Genomic DNA, 13,367 nt, shown 5'->3' on the forward strand with positions numbered 1-13,367 from the left:
AGGCCTGATCAGGCAATGCAGGTGCCTGATCAGGCCTCATCGCGGGGCAAGCCCGCTACCACGTAGAGCTTTGTGATATTGACTGCTACGTAAAAGGGCAGCCGAAGCTGCCCTTTCCTACCTTGCAATCCGCTTATTCAGCCAGTTTGAAGGTGATGAAGCTTGCGCGCCCCTGGCGCAGCACGCGCATCGACACCGAACGGTTCTTCGGCAGGTCCTTGGCAATTTCGGTGAATTCCTTGGCCGAGCCGATGGCCTGGTTGTTCAGGTGACTGATGACGTCGCCCGGACGCAGGCCGATCAGCGCTGCCGGGCCGTCCTGGACTTCCTTGATCACCACGCCGCCCTTGAGCTCCAGCGACTTCTTCTGCTCGGCAGACAGGTCGGACACGGAAACCCCCAAACGGTTGCTGCTGCGCTCGACGCTGCCCTGGGCACCGGTGCCGATGTCTGCCTCTTCATCCGGCAGGGCGCCGACGGTGACATCGAGGTTCTGGCGCTTGCCATTGCGGATGATTTCAAGCTTGGCCTTGGCGCCATCCTTGAGGCTGCCAACCAGGTGCGGCAGGTCGGCCGACATGACGATCGGCTGGCCATTCATGCTCAGGATCACGTCGCCCACCTGCAGGCCGCCCTTGGCCGCCGGACCGTCTTCCAGCACCTGGGCTACCAGGGCGCCAGCCGGCTTGTCGAGGCCGAAGGATTCAGCCAGGTCCTTGTTGACTTCCTGGATCACTACACCCAGCCAGCCGCGGCTGACTTTGCCGTCTTTCTTCAGCTGGTTGGAAACGTCGATCGCCACATCGATCGGGATGGCGAACGACAGGCCCATGAACCCACCGGAACGGGTGAAGATCTGCGAGTTGATACCGACCACTTCGCCATTCATGTTGAACAGCGGGCCGCCGGAGTTGCCGGGGTTGATCGCCACGTCGGTCTGGATGAACGGCACATAGGTGTCGTTAGGCAGGGTACGGCCCTTGGCGCTGACGATGCCTTTGGTCACCGAATGGTCGAAGCCGAACGGCGAACCGATGGCCAGCACCCACTCACCCACCTTGAGCTTTTCCGAGTCGCCCAGCTTGACGATCGGCAGGTTCTTGCCCTCGACCTTGAGCAGGGCCACGTCGGTGCGCGGGTCGGTGCCGACCAGCTTGGCCTGCAACTCGCTGCGGTCGGAGAGGCGGACGATGATTTCGTCGGCGTCGGCGACCACATGATTGTTGGTCAGCACATAGCCATCGCTGGAAATGATGAAGCCCGAACCCAGAGACTGCGCTTCGCGCTGGCGATCACCCCGGGGCGAGCGCGGCTGCTGTGGCATGTTGCGCTCGAAGAACTCGCGGAACATCGGCGGCAGGCCTTCGAGGTCGGGCATCTGCCCGGAGGCGATGCGGCGGTCCGGCAGTTTCTGCTTGGTACTGATGTTGACCACCGCCGGCGAAGCCTGCTCGACCAGGGTCGTGAAGTCGGGCAGGGCTTCCTGGGCTTGGGCGGTGAGCACCTGGCCGAGCATCAGCACAGCGGCGAACATCGATAGGTAGGGTTTCAAGCGTGGTATTGACATACGGCTCCCGTTACAACGAGCGTAGTTAGCAGTTAGGCCCAGCAGACGCAGAAAAGGCCAGACTCCCAGAAGAGCCTGACCTATAGAAAATTTATGGCTGGATTGCAAATGACAATGGGTTAATTTCCTGTCAGCACTGTGTAACAGAAGCTTTCATAAAGCGCCGTTACTGACGCGCCTGAGCATCCTGGGCCCGCATCGACAACGCCACGCGCTCGGCGGTACCCAGCGGAATCTCGCCGACCACGGTGACCATCACTTTGCCCCTGGGCGTGTTGAGATGGCGCGAGACCGCGACGGTCGGGCCAAGCTGAGTGCGGGTATCGGTGCCAGAATTGTCGCTGATCGGTTCAAGGAACACCGAGAAGCGCGTCAGGCCATCGTCATACATCAGGCTGCTGATGGTGCTTTTGCGGTCCGGGTCACGGCGCACACTGCTGTTGATCAGCTCGAAGCCTGGCGGCAGCCAGTCCGAGCGCCAGCCGGCAGCGGCCTGCGAAGTACTGGCGACCACCCGCTCGATCGGCTTGCAGGCCGCACTGGCACTGAGGTCGGCGTCACTCGGCAGGTCATCGGTGTCCAGGCGGGTCATCTGGAAGCGTTCGAGCAGTTGCCCCTTTTCGTTGAGCATCAACGAGCGCAGCGGCAAGCCGGTTTGGCGGTCCAGGTGAAGTTCGAAGGCGTAGCGGTGCTGATCACGCGGGGTGAGGGTCACAATCACCGCGTCGCGCCCGGCGACGCGTGACTTACCTGCCACGCTCAGGTCGTACCAGCTCATCAGTTTCAAAGGGTCGAGCATGCGCGGGGCGGCGTCGGGCGGTGCGGTCACACCGCTGACCAAGGCGCCACTGACGCATTGCACCTTGCCATCGACACGCACGATTTCCTGGGCAGCGCCATCGAGCTGGAGTAACCGCTCGCTGACCTTGCCGTCCTGGACGCGATGCCAGATATCGTGTGTGGAGAAGCTGCCGTTGCGCTCGTAGACGAACGATCCCTGGTAACTCTGCCTTTGTTCAGCCTGTGCCAGCTTGTTCAGCCACTCGCTCGCCTCGGGCGTGGAGTTGGCCGCGTAGGCCTGCACCGTCAGGCTGCTGCCAAGCAGCAGCGACAGGAGAGGTAGCGCGCGCATGATCCTCCTTACTAGCGGTTTTCCAGGCTGGCAGCGCGTGCGTAAGGCAGAGCGGTCTCGGTGCCTTTGAGCGCGGATTCCTGGGCATGCTGGCGCAGATAACCTGGCAGACGCTGATCCCAGCCAGCCTGGTTCTGCAGCACACCGTTGGCCATCGGCCCGGTCGGTTGTTCGCTGCTTTCACTATAGCCTGCCAAAACGGCGGGGCCTTGTGCCTGTGGCATGCTCAGCCCCTGCTGGGCAGGCTGCTGGGACGCAAGTTCGGCACCCGTGATCTCGTCCTGGTTGTAGAAACGCACACCAGCCAGCACGGCAACGGTCACCGAGGCAGCCACGGCCAGGCGGCCAATGCTGCGCCACGGGCCTTGCTTGACCTTGGCAGGCACCGCCTCGTCGGCCAATGCTGCGGAGACCGCCGAGGCGATATCCAGCTTGGGCAACAGCAATTCCTTGTGCATCGCTGCGCGAGCGACCTGGTAGCGTGACCAGGTGGCACGGGTTTCGGAATCGTCGACGGCATTGAGCACTCGACGCAGTTCCAGTTCGTCCGCTTCGTTATCCATTACCGCGGACAGCGATTCCTGCAAAGCTTCACGACTCATGGCGGTTCCTCTCTTGGCTGTCGCCGCTGTCTCAGGTTTCCTGCAACAGCGGTTGCAGGGCTTTGTCTATGGCCTCCCGAGCGCGGAAAATCCGGGAGCGCACGGTACCCACTGGACATTGCATGACACTGGCAATGTCCTCGTAACTCAGGCCATCGAACTCGCGCAGCGTCAACGCCGTGCGCAGGTCTTCCGGCAGTTGCTGGATGGTGCGATGGACAGTGCCTTCGATTTCATCCCGCAACAAAGCGCGTTCTGGGGACTCGAGATCCTTGAGACCATGATCGCCGTCGTAAAACTCCGCATCCTCGGAGCTCACATCGCTGTCTGGCGGCCGTCTTCCACGGGACACCAGATAGTTTTTCGCCGTGTTGATGGCGATGCGGTAAAGCCACGTATAAAACGCGCTGTCACCGCGGAAATTCCCCAGCGCCCGGTATGCCTTGATGAAGGCTTCCTGCGCCACGTCCTGCGCTTCATGGGTGTCGTGTACGAAACGCACGATCAACCCGAGAATCTTGTGCTGATACTTCAGCACCAACAGATCGAACGCTCGCCTGTCGCCGCGCTGCACGCGCTCGACAAGCTGCTGATCCTCTTCCTGGGTTAGCATGAACACTCCTCAGTGAACTCGAAGGAGCGTTGCGACAAGCATCGTTCAGGCTTGCAACCATAGACTCGGGCTTTACGCAAAAGTTCTCCCCTCCAAGCAAGTTTCCTGCGGCCCTTGGTCGGCTCGCACGAAAGACGCAGCGCGGTCACGGCCGGCTGCGTCGATAATCAGGTTTCAGTACGCAGGTCTGAGCCCAAGCAAAGGGCCGCCGCCCTGCGTCGCCGCGGCAAAATGTGGCGTGCGTACAGCCTTCTTAGGATTTCCTGGGGTAGAGGAAAGTTCCCAAAAAGATCGTCTTTGCCCCGCAAGCGCCATTGGAAATCAGGCCCCCGGGGCTGCTATAAAGGCATCCCGGCCCGGTTTCACGATAGTTTCACAATGCCATCTGCGCTTGACTATTGTGCCGTGCCCCCTTCGAAGATTACTAGTGTCCCGACATGAGCCAACAATTCCAACATGATGTCCTGGTGATCGGCAGTGGTGCGGCTGGTCTGAGCCTGGCACTGAACCTCCCCGGCCACCTGCGCATCGCCGTACTCAGCAAAGGCGACCTGGCCAACGGCTCTACCTTCTGGGCCCAGGGCGGCGTGGCCGCGGTGCTCGACAACACCGATACCGTGCAGTCGCACGTCGAGGACACCCTCAATGCCGGCGGCGGCCTGTGCCACGAAGACGCGGTGCGGTTCACCGTCGAACACAGCCGCGAAGCAATCGAATGGCTGATCGAGCAAGGCGTGCCGTTCACCCGTGACGAGCACTACAGCGTCGACGACGGTGGTTTCGAGTTCCACCTCACCCGCGAGGGCGGCCACAGCCACCGGCGCATCATCCATGCCGCCGACGCCACCGGTGCGGCGATCTTCAAAACCTTGCTCGACCAGGCCCGCCAGCGGCCGAACATCGAGCTTCTGGAGCAGCGCGTCGCGGTCGACCTGATCACCGAGCGCCGCCTGGGCCTCGGCGGCGACCGTTGCCTGGGCGCCTATGTACTGGACCGCAACACCGGCGAGGTCGACACCTTCGGCGCCCGCTTCACCGTGCTGGCCACGGGCGGCGCGGCCAAGGTGTACCTGTACACCAGCAACCCCGACGGCGCCTGTGGCGACGGTATCGCCATGGCCTGGCGGGCTGGTTGCCGGGTGGCGAACCTGGAGTTCAACCAGTTCCACCCCACTTGCCTGTATCACCCGCAAGCCAAGAGCTTCCTGGTGACCGAAGCCCTGCGCGGCGAGGGCGCCCTGCTGCGCCTGCCCAATGGCGAGCGCTTCATGCCCCGCTTCGACCCACGCGAAGAGCTGGCACCACGGGACATCGTCGCCCGCGCCATCGACCATGAGATGAAGCGCCTGGGCGTGGATTGCGTGTATCTGGACATCAGCCACAAACCGGCCGAGTTCATCAAGAGCCACTTCCCCACCGTCTACGAGCGCTGCCTCACCTTCGGCATCGACATCACCCGTCAGCCAATCCCGGTGGTGCCAGCGGCCCACTACACCTGCGGCGGGGTCGTGGTCGATGATCGCGGCCACACCGACGTACCCGGCCTTTACGCCATCGGCGAAACCAGTTTCACCGGCCTGCACGGCGCCAACCGCATGGCCAGCAACTCGCTGCTCGAATGTTTCGTCTACGGCCGTGCCGCCGCCGCCGACATCGAGGCGCACCTCGACCAGGTGAACATGCCCCGCGCCCTGCCCTGCTGGGACGCAAGCCAGGTCACCGACTCTGACGAGGACGTGATCATCGCGCACAACTGGGACGAACTGCGGCGCTTCATGTGGGACTACGTCGGCATCGTGCGCACCAGCAAGCGCCTGCAGCGTGCCGAGCACCGCGTGCGCATGCTGCTGGACGAAATCGACGAGTTCTACAGCAACTACAAGGTCAGCCGCGACCTGATCGAGTTGCGCAACCTGGCCCAGGTCGCCGAGCTGATGATCCGTTCGGCGATGCAGCGCAAAGAGAGCCGCGGCCTGCACTACACCCTCGACTACCCGGGCATGCTGCCCGAGGCCCACGACACTATCCTGCAGCCGCCCACCTTCGCCGGCTGAACTTCAGCCGCACGCGCAAGCGCCGATGCGCCTCAGGGGCCAGTGCATCGCTCACGACGCACTGGCTCTCACTGAGCCAGCGGCCCTTGCGCACGAAGCGCAACACCACCAGACCTGGCTGGGCAATGCTGTCGCGGCACAACCGCACCGCCTGCCAGCCACGGGCACGGCTGTACAAACGCCAGCCACGTGGGTCGCGGCGCAAGCCGGTGATCGCCTCGGGGTGCGTGAGCAGGATACGGCGGGGAATGGCCCAGCAGGCATGCGCCAGGCAGGCGAAGCACACCAGGCCGCGCAGCCAGAACGGCAGTGCGATGAGTGCCAGGGTGATGATCGCCAGCGCCTGGCTGGCGAGGTAGGCCGTCAGCAGCAGGCGTGAGCCCTGCCAACGGCACTCGAAACGGTCACTTGGGCTGGACACGGTCCAGGATGATACGGACCATGCGCTGCAGCTCCGGGTCTTCGGACTCGTTGCGCTCCATGAACCAGCCGAACATGTCCTGGTCTTCGCAGCTCAGCAGGCGCACGTAGAGTTCACGGTCGGCTTCGCTCAGGCTGGGGTAGACCTCCTGGGTGAAAGGTACCAGCAGCACGTCCAGTTCCAGCATGCCACGGCGGCTGTGCCAGAAAAGCCGGTTGAGTTCAGTTTGTTCGACCATGGGGCCCTCCTCGAATGGTCGGGCAGTATACCGTGCGGCGCACGAAGCGACACCGGGCGTTGGTCTAGTCACCTACCTATTTTGTTACTGGCGTTCTATGATGGCCGCCAGTCTCTAGCTACCGCGATGACCCATGGCCGATTCCGCTTTTTTCTGTACGCTCGCCCACGAGGGCATCCTCGCCGTGCGCGGGTCCGATGCCGGCAAGTTCCTGCAAGGCCAACTGACCTGCAACCTCAACTACCTCAGCGATGAGCACGCCGGCCTCGGCGCTCGCTGCATGGTCAAGGGCCGGATGCAGTCGAGCTTCCGCATCCTCCCGCAAGGTAATGGCTACCTGCTGGCGATGGCCAGCGAACTGCTCGACGCGCAATTGGCCGACCTGAAAAAGTACGCCGTGTTCTCCAAGGCCACCCTGAGCGACGAAAGCGCTGCCTGGGTACGTTTTGGCCTGCAACACGGCGAAGCTGCCCTGCAGGCCCTGGGCATGAACGTGCCAGAAGCCGCTGGTGCGACCGTGCGTCATGACAACCTGATCGCCTTGCGTGTCTCGGCTGGTCGGGTGGAGTTGTGGGCGCCCGCCGAACAGGCCACCGCGGTACGCGAAACCCTCGCCGTCAGCCTGCCCGAAGGCACGCTGAACGACTGGCTGTTGGGCCAGATCCGCGCCGGCATCGGCCAGGTCATGGGCCCGACCCGCGAACTGTTCATCCCACAGATGATCAACCTGCAGGCAGTCGATGGCGTGAGCTTCAAGAAAGGCTGCTACACCGGCCAGGAAATCGTCGCGCGCATGCAGTACCTGGGCAAGCTCAAGCGCCGCCAGTACCGCCTCGCGCTCGACCAGGCCGACGTGCCGGCGCCAGGCGCCGAGATCTTCTCGCCCACCCACGGCTCGTCGGTCGGTGAAGTGGTGATCGCCGCCAGCGCGGGCGACGGCGTCGAACTGCTGGCCGTACTCAGCGCCGACGCAGTGGCCGACGACAACCTGCACCTGGGCAGCCTCGAAGGCCCACGCCTGGCACTGCTCGACCTGCCTTACGAACTGGACCGCGACCGGGAAATCCAACGCTGACCAGCCCGCCCCGCCCACGGGGCGGGGCCGCACCACCTTTGCCGTAGAGAAGTCCATGAACAAGCTGGCCGAGATGGTCCAAGCGCAATTGCTCACAGCCATCGACAACGACGACCTGGTCCTGCCGACGCTTCCGGAGGTTGCCCTGAGCATCCGCGAAGCCGCCGAGGACAGCGAAATCAGCGTATCGGCCCTGAGCAAGGTGATCGGCCGCGACGCCGCCCTGTCGGCGCGCCTGATCAAGGTGGTCAACAGCCCCCTGCTGCGCGCCGCGGTTGAAGTCACCGACCTGCACACCGCCATCACCCGCCTGGGCATCAACTACAGCTGCAACCTGGCCATTGGCCTGGTGATCGAGCAGATCTTCCATGCCCGCGCCCCGGCGGTCGAACAAAAACTCCGCGATATCTGGGCCAACAGCCTTGAAGTCGCAGGCATCAGCTATGAACTGTGCCGCCGCTACACCCAGCTCAAACCCGACCAGGCCGCGCTTGGCGGCCTGGTTCACCAGATCGGCGCACTGCCGGTGCTGATCTATGCCCAGGAGCACAACGAACTGCTATCGGACCCGGTGTGCCTGCATTACGTGATCGAACAGATCCAGCCAGCCTTGGGTGACAAGATCCTCAGTGCCTGGGAATTCCCTGAGCAGCTGGTCAAGCTGCCAGGCCAGGTCCAGGACCTGGACCGGCGCACCGACCAGGTCGACTACATCGATGTGGTGCAGGTCGCCCGCTGCATCAGCCAGCGCGGGCGCAGCCGGCCGCTGGCGGCGCTGCCCGCCTACCGGCACCTGGGGCTGCCCTACGGGACCGAGCTGAATGTCGATGAGCTGCTGGAAGCGCGGAACATGTTGCGCTGAAACAAACCCATCGCGGGGCAAGCCCGCTCCCACGCAGGACGTTGTTAGCGTGGGAGCGGCGGTGCGCCGATGCGACTTGCCCCGCGATAAAATCAGCAACGCCTACTAATCGGCGATAAAACTCACCCGCACCTTCAACCCGCCCCGCTCGCCATCATGCAGGCTGATCTGCGCCAGGTGCGCCCTGCAGATTTCGCCGACGATGGCCAACCCCAGCCCGCTGCCCTGCGCGCTGCGTCGGTAGAAACGCTCAAACACTCGCTCACGCTCCTCCTCGGGAATCCCCGGCCCATCGTCCTCGACCTCCAGCACCGCCGGTGCCAGCACCCGCAGAATCACATCGCCACCCACCGGTGTATGGGCCAAGGCGTTATCCACCAGGTTGCTGAGCAACTCGTTGAGCAAGGTCGGCTCGCCCTTGAGCCATACCGGCGCCTCGGCTTCCAGCGCCAGCGACACTCCGCGGGCATGGGCCAGAGGGGCCATGGCCATGCCCAGATCACGGGCCAACTGGCTCAGATCCAGGCGCTGGGCGCCGCCTTCGGCGATGGCCCGTGCGCCGTTTTCCACCCGTGCCAGCGACAGCAACTGATTGGCCAGATGGGTCAGGCGGTCGGTGCCTTGGGCGGCGGCGTCCAGGGTCTGGCGCCACTCCTCGGGATCCTTCGAGCGCAAGCCCAGCTCGACCCGCGCCTTGAGCGCCGCCAGCGGGGTGCGAAGCTCATGGGCGGCATCGGCGATGAACTGCGCCTGGCGCTCGAACTGCCCACGCAAGCGCTCGGTGAAGTGGTTGAGCGCACGCACCAGCGGCCCGAGTTCGCGCTGCACCTGCACCACCGGCAAGGCCCGCAGGTCGTCCGGCTGGCGCTCTTCCACCGCGCCCCGCAGGCGCTCCAGCGGGCGCAGCGCGGCGCTGACCGCGAACCACACCAGCACCAGCGCACCCAGCGCCAGCATGCCCAGGCGCAGCAGGGTGTCGGCCATCAGGCCACGGGCCATGCGTACCCGCGCCTCTTCGGTTTCGGCCACACGGATCTCGGCCATGCCATTCATGTTCGGTTCGCTGACCGCCTTGAGCAGGCTGACCACCCGCACATCCTGGCCCTGGTAAGTGGCGTCGTAGAAACGGGCGAGGGCCGGGTAATCATCTGTGCGCGGCGTACCCGGTGGGGGCGCTGGCAGGTTTTCATAACCCGAGATCAGCTTCTGGTGGATGTCCAGCACCTGGTAGTAAATGCGCCCGGCGCTGTCGTAGGCGAAGGTATCAAGGGCCACGTAGGGCACATCGGCGCTGAGCGTGCCGTCGCGTTGCGAAAGCCCGGCGGCAATGGTTCGCGCCGAAGCCAACAGGGTGCGGTCGTAGGCGGTGTCGGCGGCTTCACGGCCATTCCAGTAAGCGCTCAGGCCGCTGGCCAGCATCAGCACCACCAGCAGCAGTGCCAGGTTGCCCAGCAGGCGCCCGCGCAGGCTGCCATTGTCACGCATCGCGGTGCTCGAGCAGGTAGCCCAGGCCACGGAAGGTGACAATGGCCACCGGGTGACCATCGAGCTTCTTGCGTAGCCGGTGGATATAAATCTCGATGGCGTCGGGGCTGGCCTCTTCGTCCAGGCCAAAGACCTGGGCCGCCAACTGCTCCTTGCTCATCACCCGGCCCGGTCGGGCGATCAAGGCTTCGAGCACGCTCTGCTCGCGCTGGGTGAGCGTCAGTGGTTCGTTTTCGAGGGAAAAACGCCGGGTATCGAGGTCATAGACCAGCGGGCCACAACGCTGCTGGCGCTCACCGCCAAGCACGCTGCGGCGCAGCAACGCCTTGACCCGCGCCTCGAGTTCGGTCAGTTCGAAAGGCTTGGCCAGGTAATCATCGGCGCCCAGGTTCAGGCCATGCACCCGGTCCTTCACATCGCTGCGCGCAGTGAGCATCAGCACCGGCACGGTCTTGCCGCGCCCACGCAGGCGCGCCAGCACCTCGAAGCCGTCCATGCGCGGCAGGCCGACATCGAGCACCGCCACAGCGTAGTCCTCGCTGGCCAACGCCAGGTCGGCGGCCACGCCGTCGTGCAGCACATCCACGGTCAGCCCCTGACTCTTGAGGGCCTGGGCCACGCTTTCGGCCAGTTGCAGGTGGTCTTCGACCAGCAGCACACGCATCGGATTCTCCCAGCCCGGACAGGGCTTTTTGCGCGGATTTTTGCGCGGAGTGTACCGCCGTCACCGGGCCTGTGAAGCCCCGGCAGCAAACCTTTCACGCTGAAAGGTTAGCGAAAGGTTGATTGCCTAGCATCGCACCACGGTCGCCCCACGCGCCGCCAAAAGCACCAGCAAGGTGCAATTTATAAGAACAATAATTGGAGTCACCGACGATGCTGTCCATGCAGCCGCAGGCGTTCGCGCCTTCCCGTTCGTTCGCCGCCCGCCCATGCGCCCTCGCCAGCGCCGTCGCCCTTGCCGGTGTCGCCCCCCTGAGCCAGGCCGCCTTCTTCGAAGACAGCACCGCCACCTTCGAAACCCGCAACATGTACTTCAACCGCGACTTCCGCGACGGCACCAGCGCGCAGCAATCCAAGCGCGACGAATGGGCCCAGGGCTTCATGCTCAACTTCGAGTCCGGTTACACCGAAGGCACCGTGGGCTTTGGCCTGGATGCCCTGGGCATGCTTGGCGTGAAGCTCGACTCCAGCCCCGACCGCACCGACACCGGCCTGCTGCCCACCCATGACGACGGCAAGGCGGCCGACGAGTACTCCAAGCTCGGCCTGACCGGCAAGGTGAAGGTGTCCAAGACCGAACTGAAAGTCGGCACCCTGATCCCCGAACTGCCCACCCTGCAGCCCAACGACGGGCGCATCCTGCCGCAGACCTTCGAAGGTGGCCTGGTCACCTCCAACGAGATCAAGGGCCTGACCTTCACCGGCGGGCGCCTGGACAAGGCCAAGGACCGCAACGACACCAACTGGGAAGACCTGGCGCTGAACAACAAGAACGGCCGCTTCGGTGGCAGTTTCAGCGCCGACAACCTCGACCTGGCAGGCCTGGACTACAAGTTCACCGACCGCATCACCGGCAGCTACCACTTCGCCCAGCTCGACGATATCTACCGCCAGCACTTCATCGGCATGGTTGCCACCCAGCCCTGGGGCCCGGGCACCTTCGGCGCTGACCTGCGCCTGGCGGTGAGCGACGAAGCCGGCCAGGCCAAGGCCGGGCGCATCGACAACACCACCTTCAGCGGCATCCTCAGCTATGGCCTGGGCGGGCACAAGCTCAGCGCCGGCTGGCAGCAACTGAGCGGCGACAGCGCCTTCCCCTATGTCGACGGCGCCGACCCCTACCTCGTCAACTTCGTGCAGATCAACGACTTCGCAGGCGCCGACGAGCGCTCCTGGCAGGCGCGCTACGACTACAACTTCGCCGCCCTGGGCGTGCCCGGGCTGACCTTCATGACCCGCTACATCAACGGCGACAACGTCAGCCGCGCCGCCGGTGGCGAGGGCAAGGAGTGGGAACGCAACACCGAACTCAAGTACGTGGTACAAAGCGGCCCGTTGAAAAACGTCGCCGTGCGCCTGCGCAACGCCACCTTCCGCTCCAACATCGCCCGCGACGCGGACGAGGTACGGCTGCTGGTGAGCTACAGCGTAGCTCTGTGGTAACTCATAACAACAACGCTCACGGAGATAGACGATGACCTTTTCACTGCGCCGCCTCGCCCTCGCAACCGGCTGCCTGCTGCTGGCAGGCAATGCCCTGGCCGCCGAGCCGAAACGCCCCGAATGCATCGCCCCGGCTTCGCCCGGCGGCGGTTTCGACCTGACCTGCAAGCTGGTGCAGAGCGCCCTGGTGGAGGAAAAGATCCTCAGCAAACCAATGCGCGTGACCTACATGCCCGGCGGTGTCGGCGCGGTGGCCTACAACGCCGTGGTCGCCCAGCGGCCAGGCGATGCCGGCACCCTGGTGGCCTGGTCCAGCGGCTCGCTGCTGAACCTGGCCCAGGGCAAATTCGGCCGCTTTGACGAGAACGCGGTGAAATGGCTGGCAGCCGTGGGCACCAGCTATGGCGCCATCGCGGTGAAGAGCGACTCGCCCTACAAGACCCTCGACGACCTGGTCGCGGCCCTGAAGAAAGACCCGAGCAAGGTGGTGATCGGCTCCGGCGGCACCGTCGGCAGCCAGGACTGGATGCAGACCGCCTTGATCGCCAAGGCCGCGGGTATCAACCCGCGCGACCTGCGCTACGTGGCCCTGGAAGGCGGCGGCGAAATCGCCACCGCGCTGCTCGGCGGCCATATCCAGGTCGGCTCCACCGATATCTCCGACTCCATGCCGCACATCCAGAGCGGCAACATGCGCATCCTCGCGGTGTTCTCCGAGAAGCGCCTGGACGAGCCGGAAATGAAAGACATCCCCACCGCCAAGGAGCAGGGCTACGACATCGTCTGGCCGGTGGTGCGCGGCTTCTACCTGGGGCCGAAGGTCAGCGACGAAGACTACGCCTGGTGGAAAGCCTCGTTCGACAAGATGCTCGCCTCGGAAGACTTCGCCAAGCTGCGCGACCAGCGCGAGCTGTTCCCGTTCGCCATGACCGGCGAAGAGCTGGACGGCTATGTGAAGAAGCAGGTGGCCGATTACAAGGCACTGGCCCGTGAGTTCGGGCTGATCCAGTAAGCCGCCCCGGCATCCTCCACGTGGGGGGGGGGGGGGGGGGGGGGGGGGGGGGGGGGGGGGGGGGGGGGGGGGGGGGGGGGGGGGGGGGGGGGGGGGGGGGGGGGGGGGGGGGGGGGGGGGGTTGGGGGGTGGGGGGGGGG

Annotated in this window: 13 protein-coding genes; 5 read left to right on the forward strand and 8 right to left on the reverse strand. The window is 64.6% G+C overall.

All coding sequences use genetic code 11. The features are described from left to right. Positions 1–133: 133 nt before the first annotated feature. The 4 genes from ACO6VM_RS15030 to rpoE form a co-directional block, all read right to left on the reverse strand. Complete coding sequence (locus ACO6VM_RS15030; protein WP_401058918.1) at positions 134–1,534, reverse strand: DegQ family serine endoprotease; 1,401 nt, start codon at positions 1,532–1,534, stop codon at positions 134–136. Positions 1,535–1,733: 199 nt separating this feature from the next. Beyond that, complete coding sequence (locus ACO6VM_RS15035) at positions 1,734–2,699, reverse strand: MucB/RseB C-terminal domain-containing protein (RefSeq protein ID WP_422403490.1); 966 nt, start codon at positions 2,697–2,699, stop codon at positions 1,734–1,736. 11 nt (positions 2,700–2,710) lie between these two features. Beyond that, a complete protein-coding gene (locus ACO6VM_RS15040) occupies positions 2,711–3,301 on the reverse strand; it encodes a sigma-E factor negative regulatory protein (RefSeq protein WP_110993791.1) in 591 nt (196 codons plus the stop codon). Positions 3,302–3,332: 31 nt separating this feature from the next. Then, on the reverse strand, positions 3,333–3,914 hold the full coding sequence (gene rpoE / locus ACO6VM_RS15045; RefSeq protein WP_010220971.1) for an RNA polymerase sigma factor RpoE: 582 nt from the start codon (positions 3,912–3,914) through the stop codon (positions 3,333–3,335). 437 nt (positions 3,915–4,351) lie between these two features. Between rpoE and nadB the strand changes: the two genes are divergently transcribed. Then, entirely contained in the window at positions 4,352–5,968 is a 1,617-nt protein-coding gene (nadB, locus tag ACO6VM_RS15050) for an L-aspartate oxidase (protein ID WP_422403491.1), read from the forward strand. Here nadB and ACO6VM_RS15055 read toward each other — a convergent pair. Together ACO6VM_RS15055 and ACO6VM_RS15060 are read right to left on the reverse strand one after the other, a co-directional pair. Then, positions 5,937–6,389 (reverse strand): protein YgfX, encoded by a 453-nt coding sequence (locus tag ACO6VM_RS15055; RefSeq protein WP_422403492.1) that lies wholly within the window; start codon positions 6,387–6,389, stop codon positions 5,937–5,939. The genes nadB and ACO6VM_RS15055 overlap by 32 nt on opposite strands. After that, complete coding sequence (locus ACO6VM_RS15060) at positions 6,373–6,627, reverse strand: succinate dehydrogenase assembly factor 2 (protein ID WP_110993788.1); 255 nt, start codon at positions 6,625–6,627, stop codon at positions 6,373–6,375. Before ACO6VM_RS15060 ends, ACO6VM_RS15055 begins: the two co-directional genes overlap by 17 nt. Positions 6,628–6,760: 133 nt before the next feature. On the opposite strand from ACO6VM_RS15060, the gene ACO6VM_RS15065 reads away from it, so the two are divergent. Further along, positions 6,761–7,702 (forward strand): YgfZ/GcvT domain-containing protein, encoded by a 942-nt coding sequence (locus tag ACO6VM_RS15065; RefSeq protein ID WP_422403493.1) that lies wholly within the window; start codon positions 6,761–6,763, stop codon positions 7,700–7,702. Between the two features lie 55 nt (positions 7,703–7,757). After that, positions 7,758–8,564, forward strand: coding sequence for an HDOD domain-containing protein (locus ACO6VM_RS15070; protein ID WP_125462808.1), 807 nt, complete (start codon positions 7,758–7,760; stop codon positions 8,562–8,564). 105 nt (positions 8,565–8,669) lie between these two features. On the opposite strand, the gene ACO6VM_RS15075 is transcribed toward ACO6VM_RS15070, so the two are convergent. Both ACO6VM_RS15075 and ACO6VM_RS15080 read right to left on the reverse strand, forming a co-directional pair. Then, complete coding sequence (locus ACO6VM_RS15075) at positions 8,670–10,049, reverse strand: sensor histidine kinase (RefSeq protein WP_390967165.1); 1,380 nt, start codon at positions 10,047–10,049, stop codon at positions 8,670–8,672. Beyond that, positions 10,042–10,713, reverse strand: a complete 672-nt coding sequence (locus tag ACO6VM_RS15080; protein ID WP_153788765.1) for a response regulator — start codon at positions 10,711–10,713, stop codon at positions 10,042–10,044. The genes ACO6VM_RS15075 and ACO6VM_RS15080 overlap by 8 nt, the downstream gene beginning before the upstream one ends. Positions 10,714–10,925: 212 nt before the next feature. Between ACO6VM_RS15080 and ACO6VM_RS15085 the strand changes: the two genes are divergently transcribed. Next, entirely contained in the window at positions 10,926–12,215 is a 1,290-nt protein-coding gene (locus ACO6VM_RS15085) for an OprD family porin (RefSeq protein WP_390967164.1), read from the forward strand. Between the two features lie 31 nt (positions 12,216–12,246). Beyond that, positions 12,247–13,227 (forward strand): Bug family tripartite tricarboxylate transporter substrate binding protein, encoded by a 981-nt coding sequence (locus tag ACO6VM_RS15090; protein WP_110993782.1) that lies wholly within the window; start codon positions 12,247–12,249, stop codon positions 13,225–13,227. The last annotated feature ends 140 nt before the right edge of the window (positions 13,228–13,367 follow it).

The organism is Pseudomonas sp. GZD-209 (assembly GCF_049310485.1).
GTDB classification, from domain to species: Bacteria; Pseudomonadota; Gammaproteobacteria; order Pseudomonadales; family Pseudomonadaceae; genus Aquipseudomonas; species Aquipseudomonas sichuanensis.

What these genes read in the sequence shown, in the direction of transcription:
- ACO6VM_RS15030 (WP_401058918.1), bottom strand. Translation starts at nt 1,534, where the DNA reads ATGTTCGCCGCTGTGCTGATGCTCGGCCAGGTGCTCACCGCCCAAGCC.
- ACO6VM_RS15035 (WP_422403490.1), bottom strand. Translation starts at nt 2,699, where the DNA reads ATGCGCGCGCTACCTCTCCTGTCGCTGCTGCTTGGCAGCAGCCTGACG.
- ACO6VM_RS15040 (WP_110993791.1), bottom strand. Translation starts at nt 3,301, where the DNA reads ATGAGTCGTGAAGCTTTGCAGGAATCGCTGTCCGCGGTAATGGATAAC.
- rpoE (WP_010220971.1), bottom strand. Translation starts at nt 3,914, where the DNA reads ATGCTAACCCAGGAAGAGGATCAGCAGCTTGTCGAGCGCGTGCAGCGC.
- nadB (WP_422403491.1), top strand. Translation starts at nt 4,352, where the DNA reads ATGAGCCAACAATTCCAACATGATGTCCTGGTGATCGGCAGTGGTGCG.
- ACO6VM_RS15060 (WP_110993788.1), bottom strand. Translation starts at nt 6,627, where the DNA reads ATGGTCGAACAAACTGAACTCAACCGGCTTTTCTGGCACAGCCGCCGT.
- ACO6VM_RS15065 (WP_422403493.1), top strand. Translation starts at nt 6,761, where the DNA reads ATGGCCGATTCCGCTTTTTTCTGTACGCTCGCCCACGAGGGCATCCTC.
- ACO6VM_RS15070 (WP_125462808.1), top strand. Translation starts at nt 7,758, where the DNA reads ATGAACAAGCTGGCCGAGATGGTCCAAGCGCAATTGCTCACAGCCATC.
- ACO6VM_RS15075 (WP_390967165.1), bottom strand. Translation starts at nt 10,049, where the DNA reads ATGCGTGACAATGGCAGCCTGCGCGGGCGCCTGCTGGGCAACCTGGCA.
- ACO6VM_RS15080 (WP_153788765.1), bottom strand. Translation starts at nt 10,713, where the DNA reads ATGCGTGTGCTGCTGGTCGAAGACCACCTGCAACTGGCCGAAAGCGTG.
- ACO6VM_RS15085 (WP_390967164.1), top strand. Translation starts at nt 10,926, where the DNA reads ATGCTGTCCATGCAGCCGCAGGCGTTCGCGCCTTCCCGTTCGTTCGCC.
- ACO6VM_RS15090 (WP_110993782.1), top strand. Translation starts at nt 12,247, where the DNA reads ATGACCTTTTCACTGCGCCGCCTCGCCCTCGCAACCGGCTGCCTGCTG.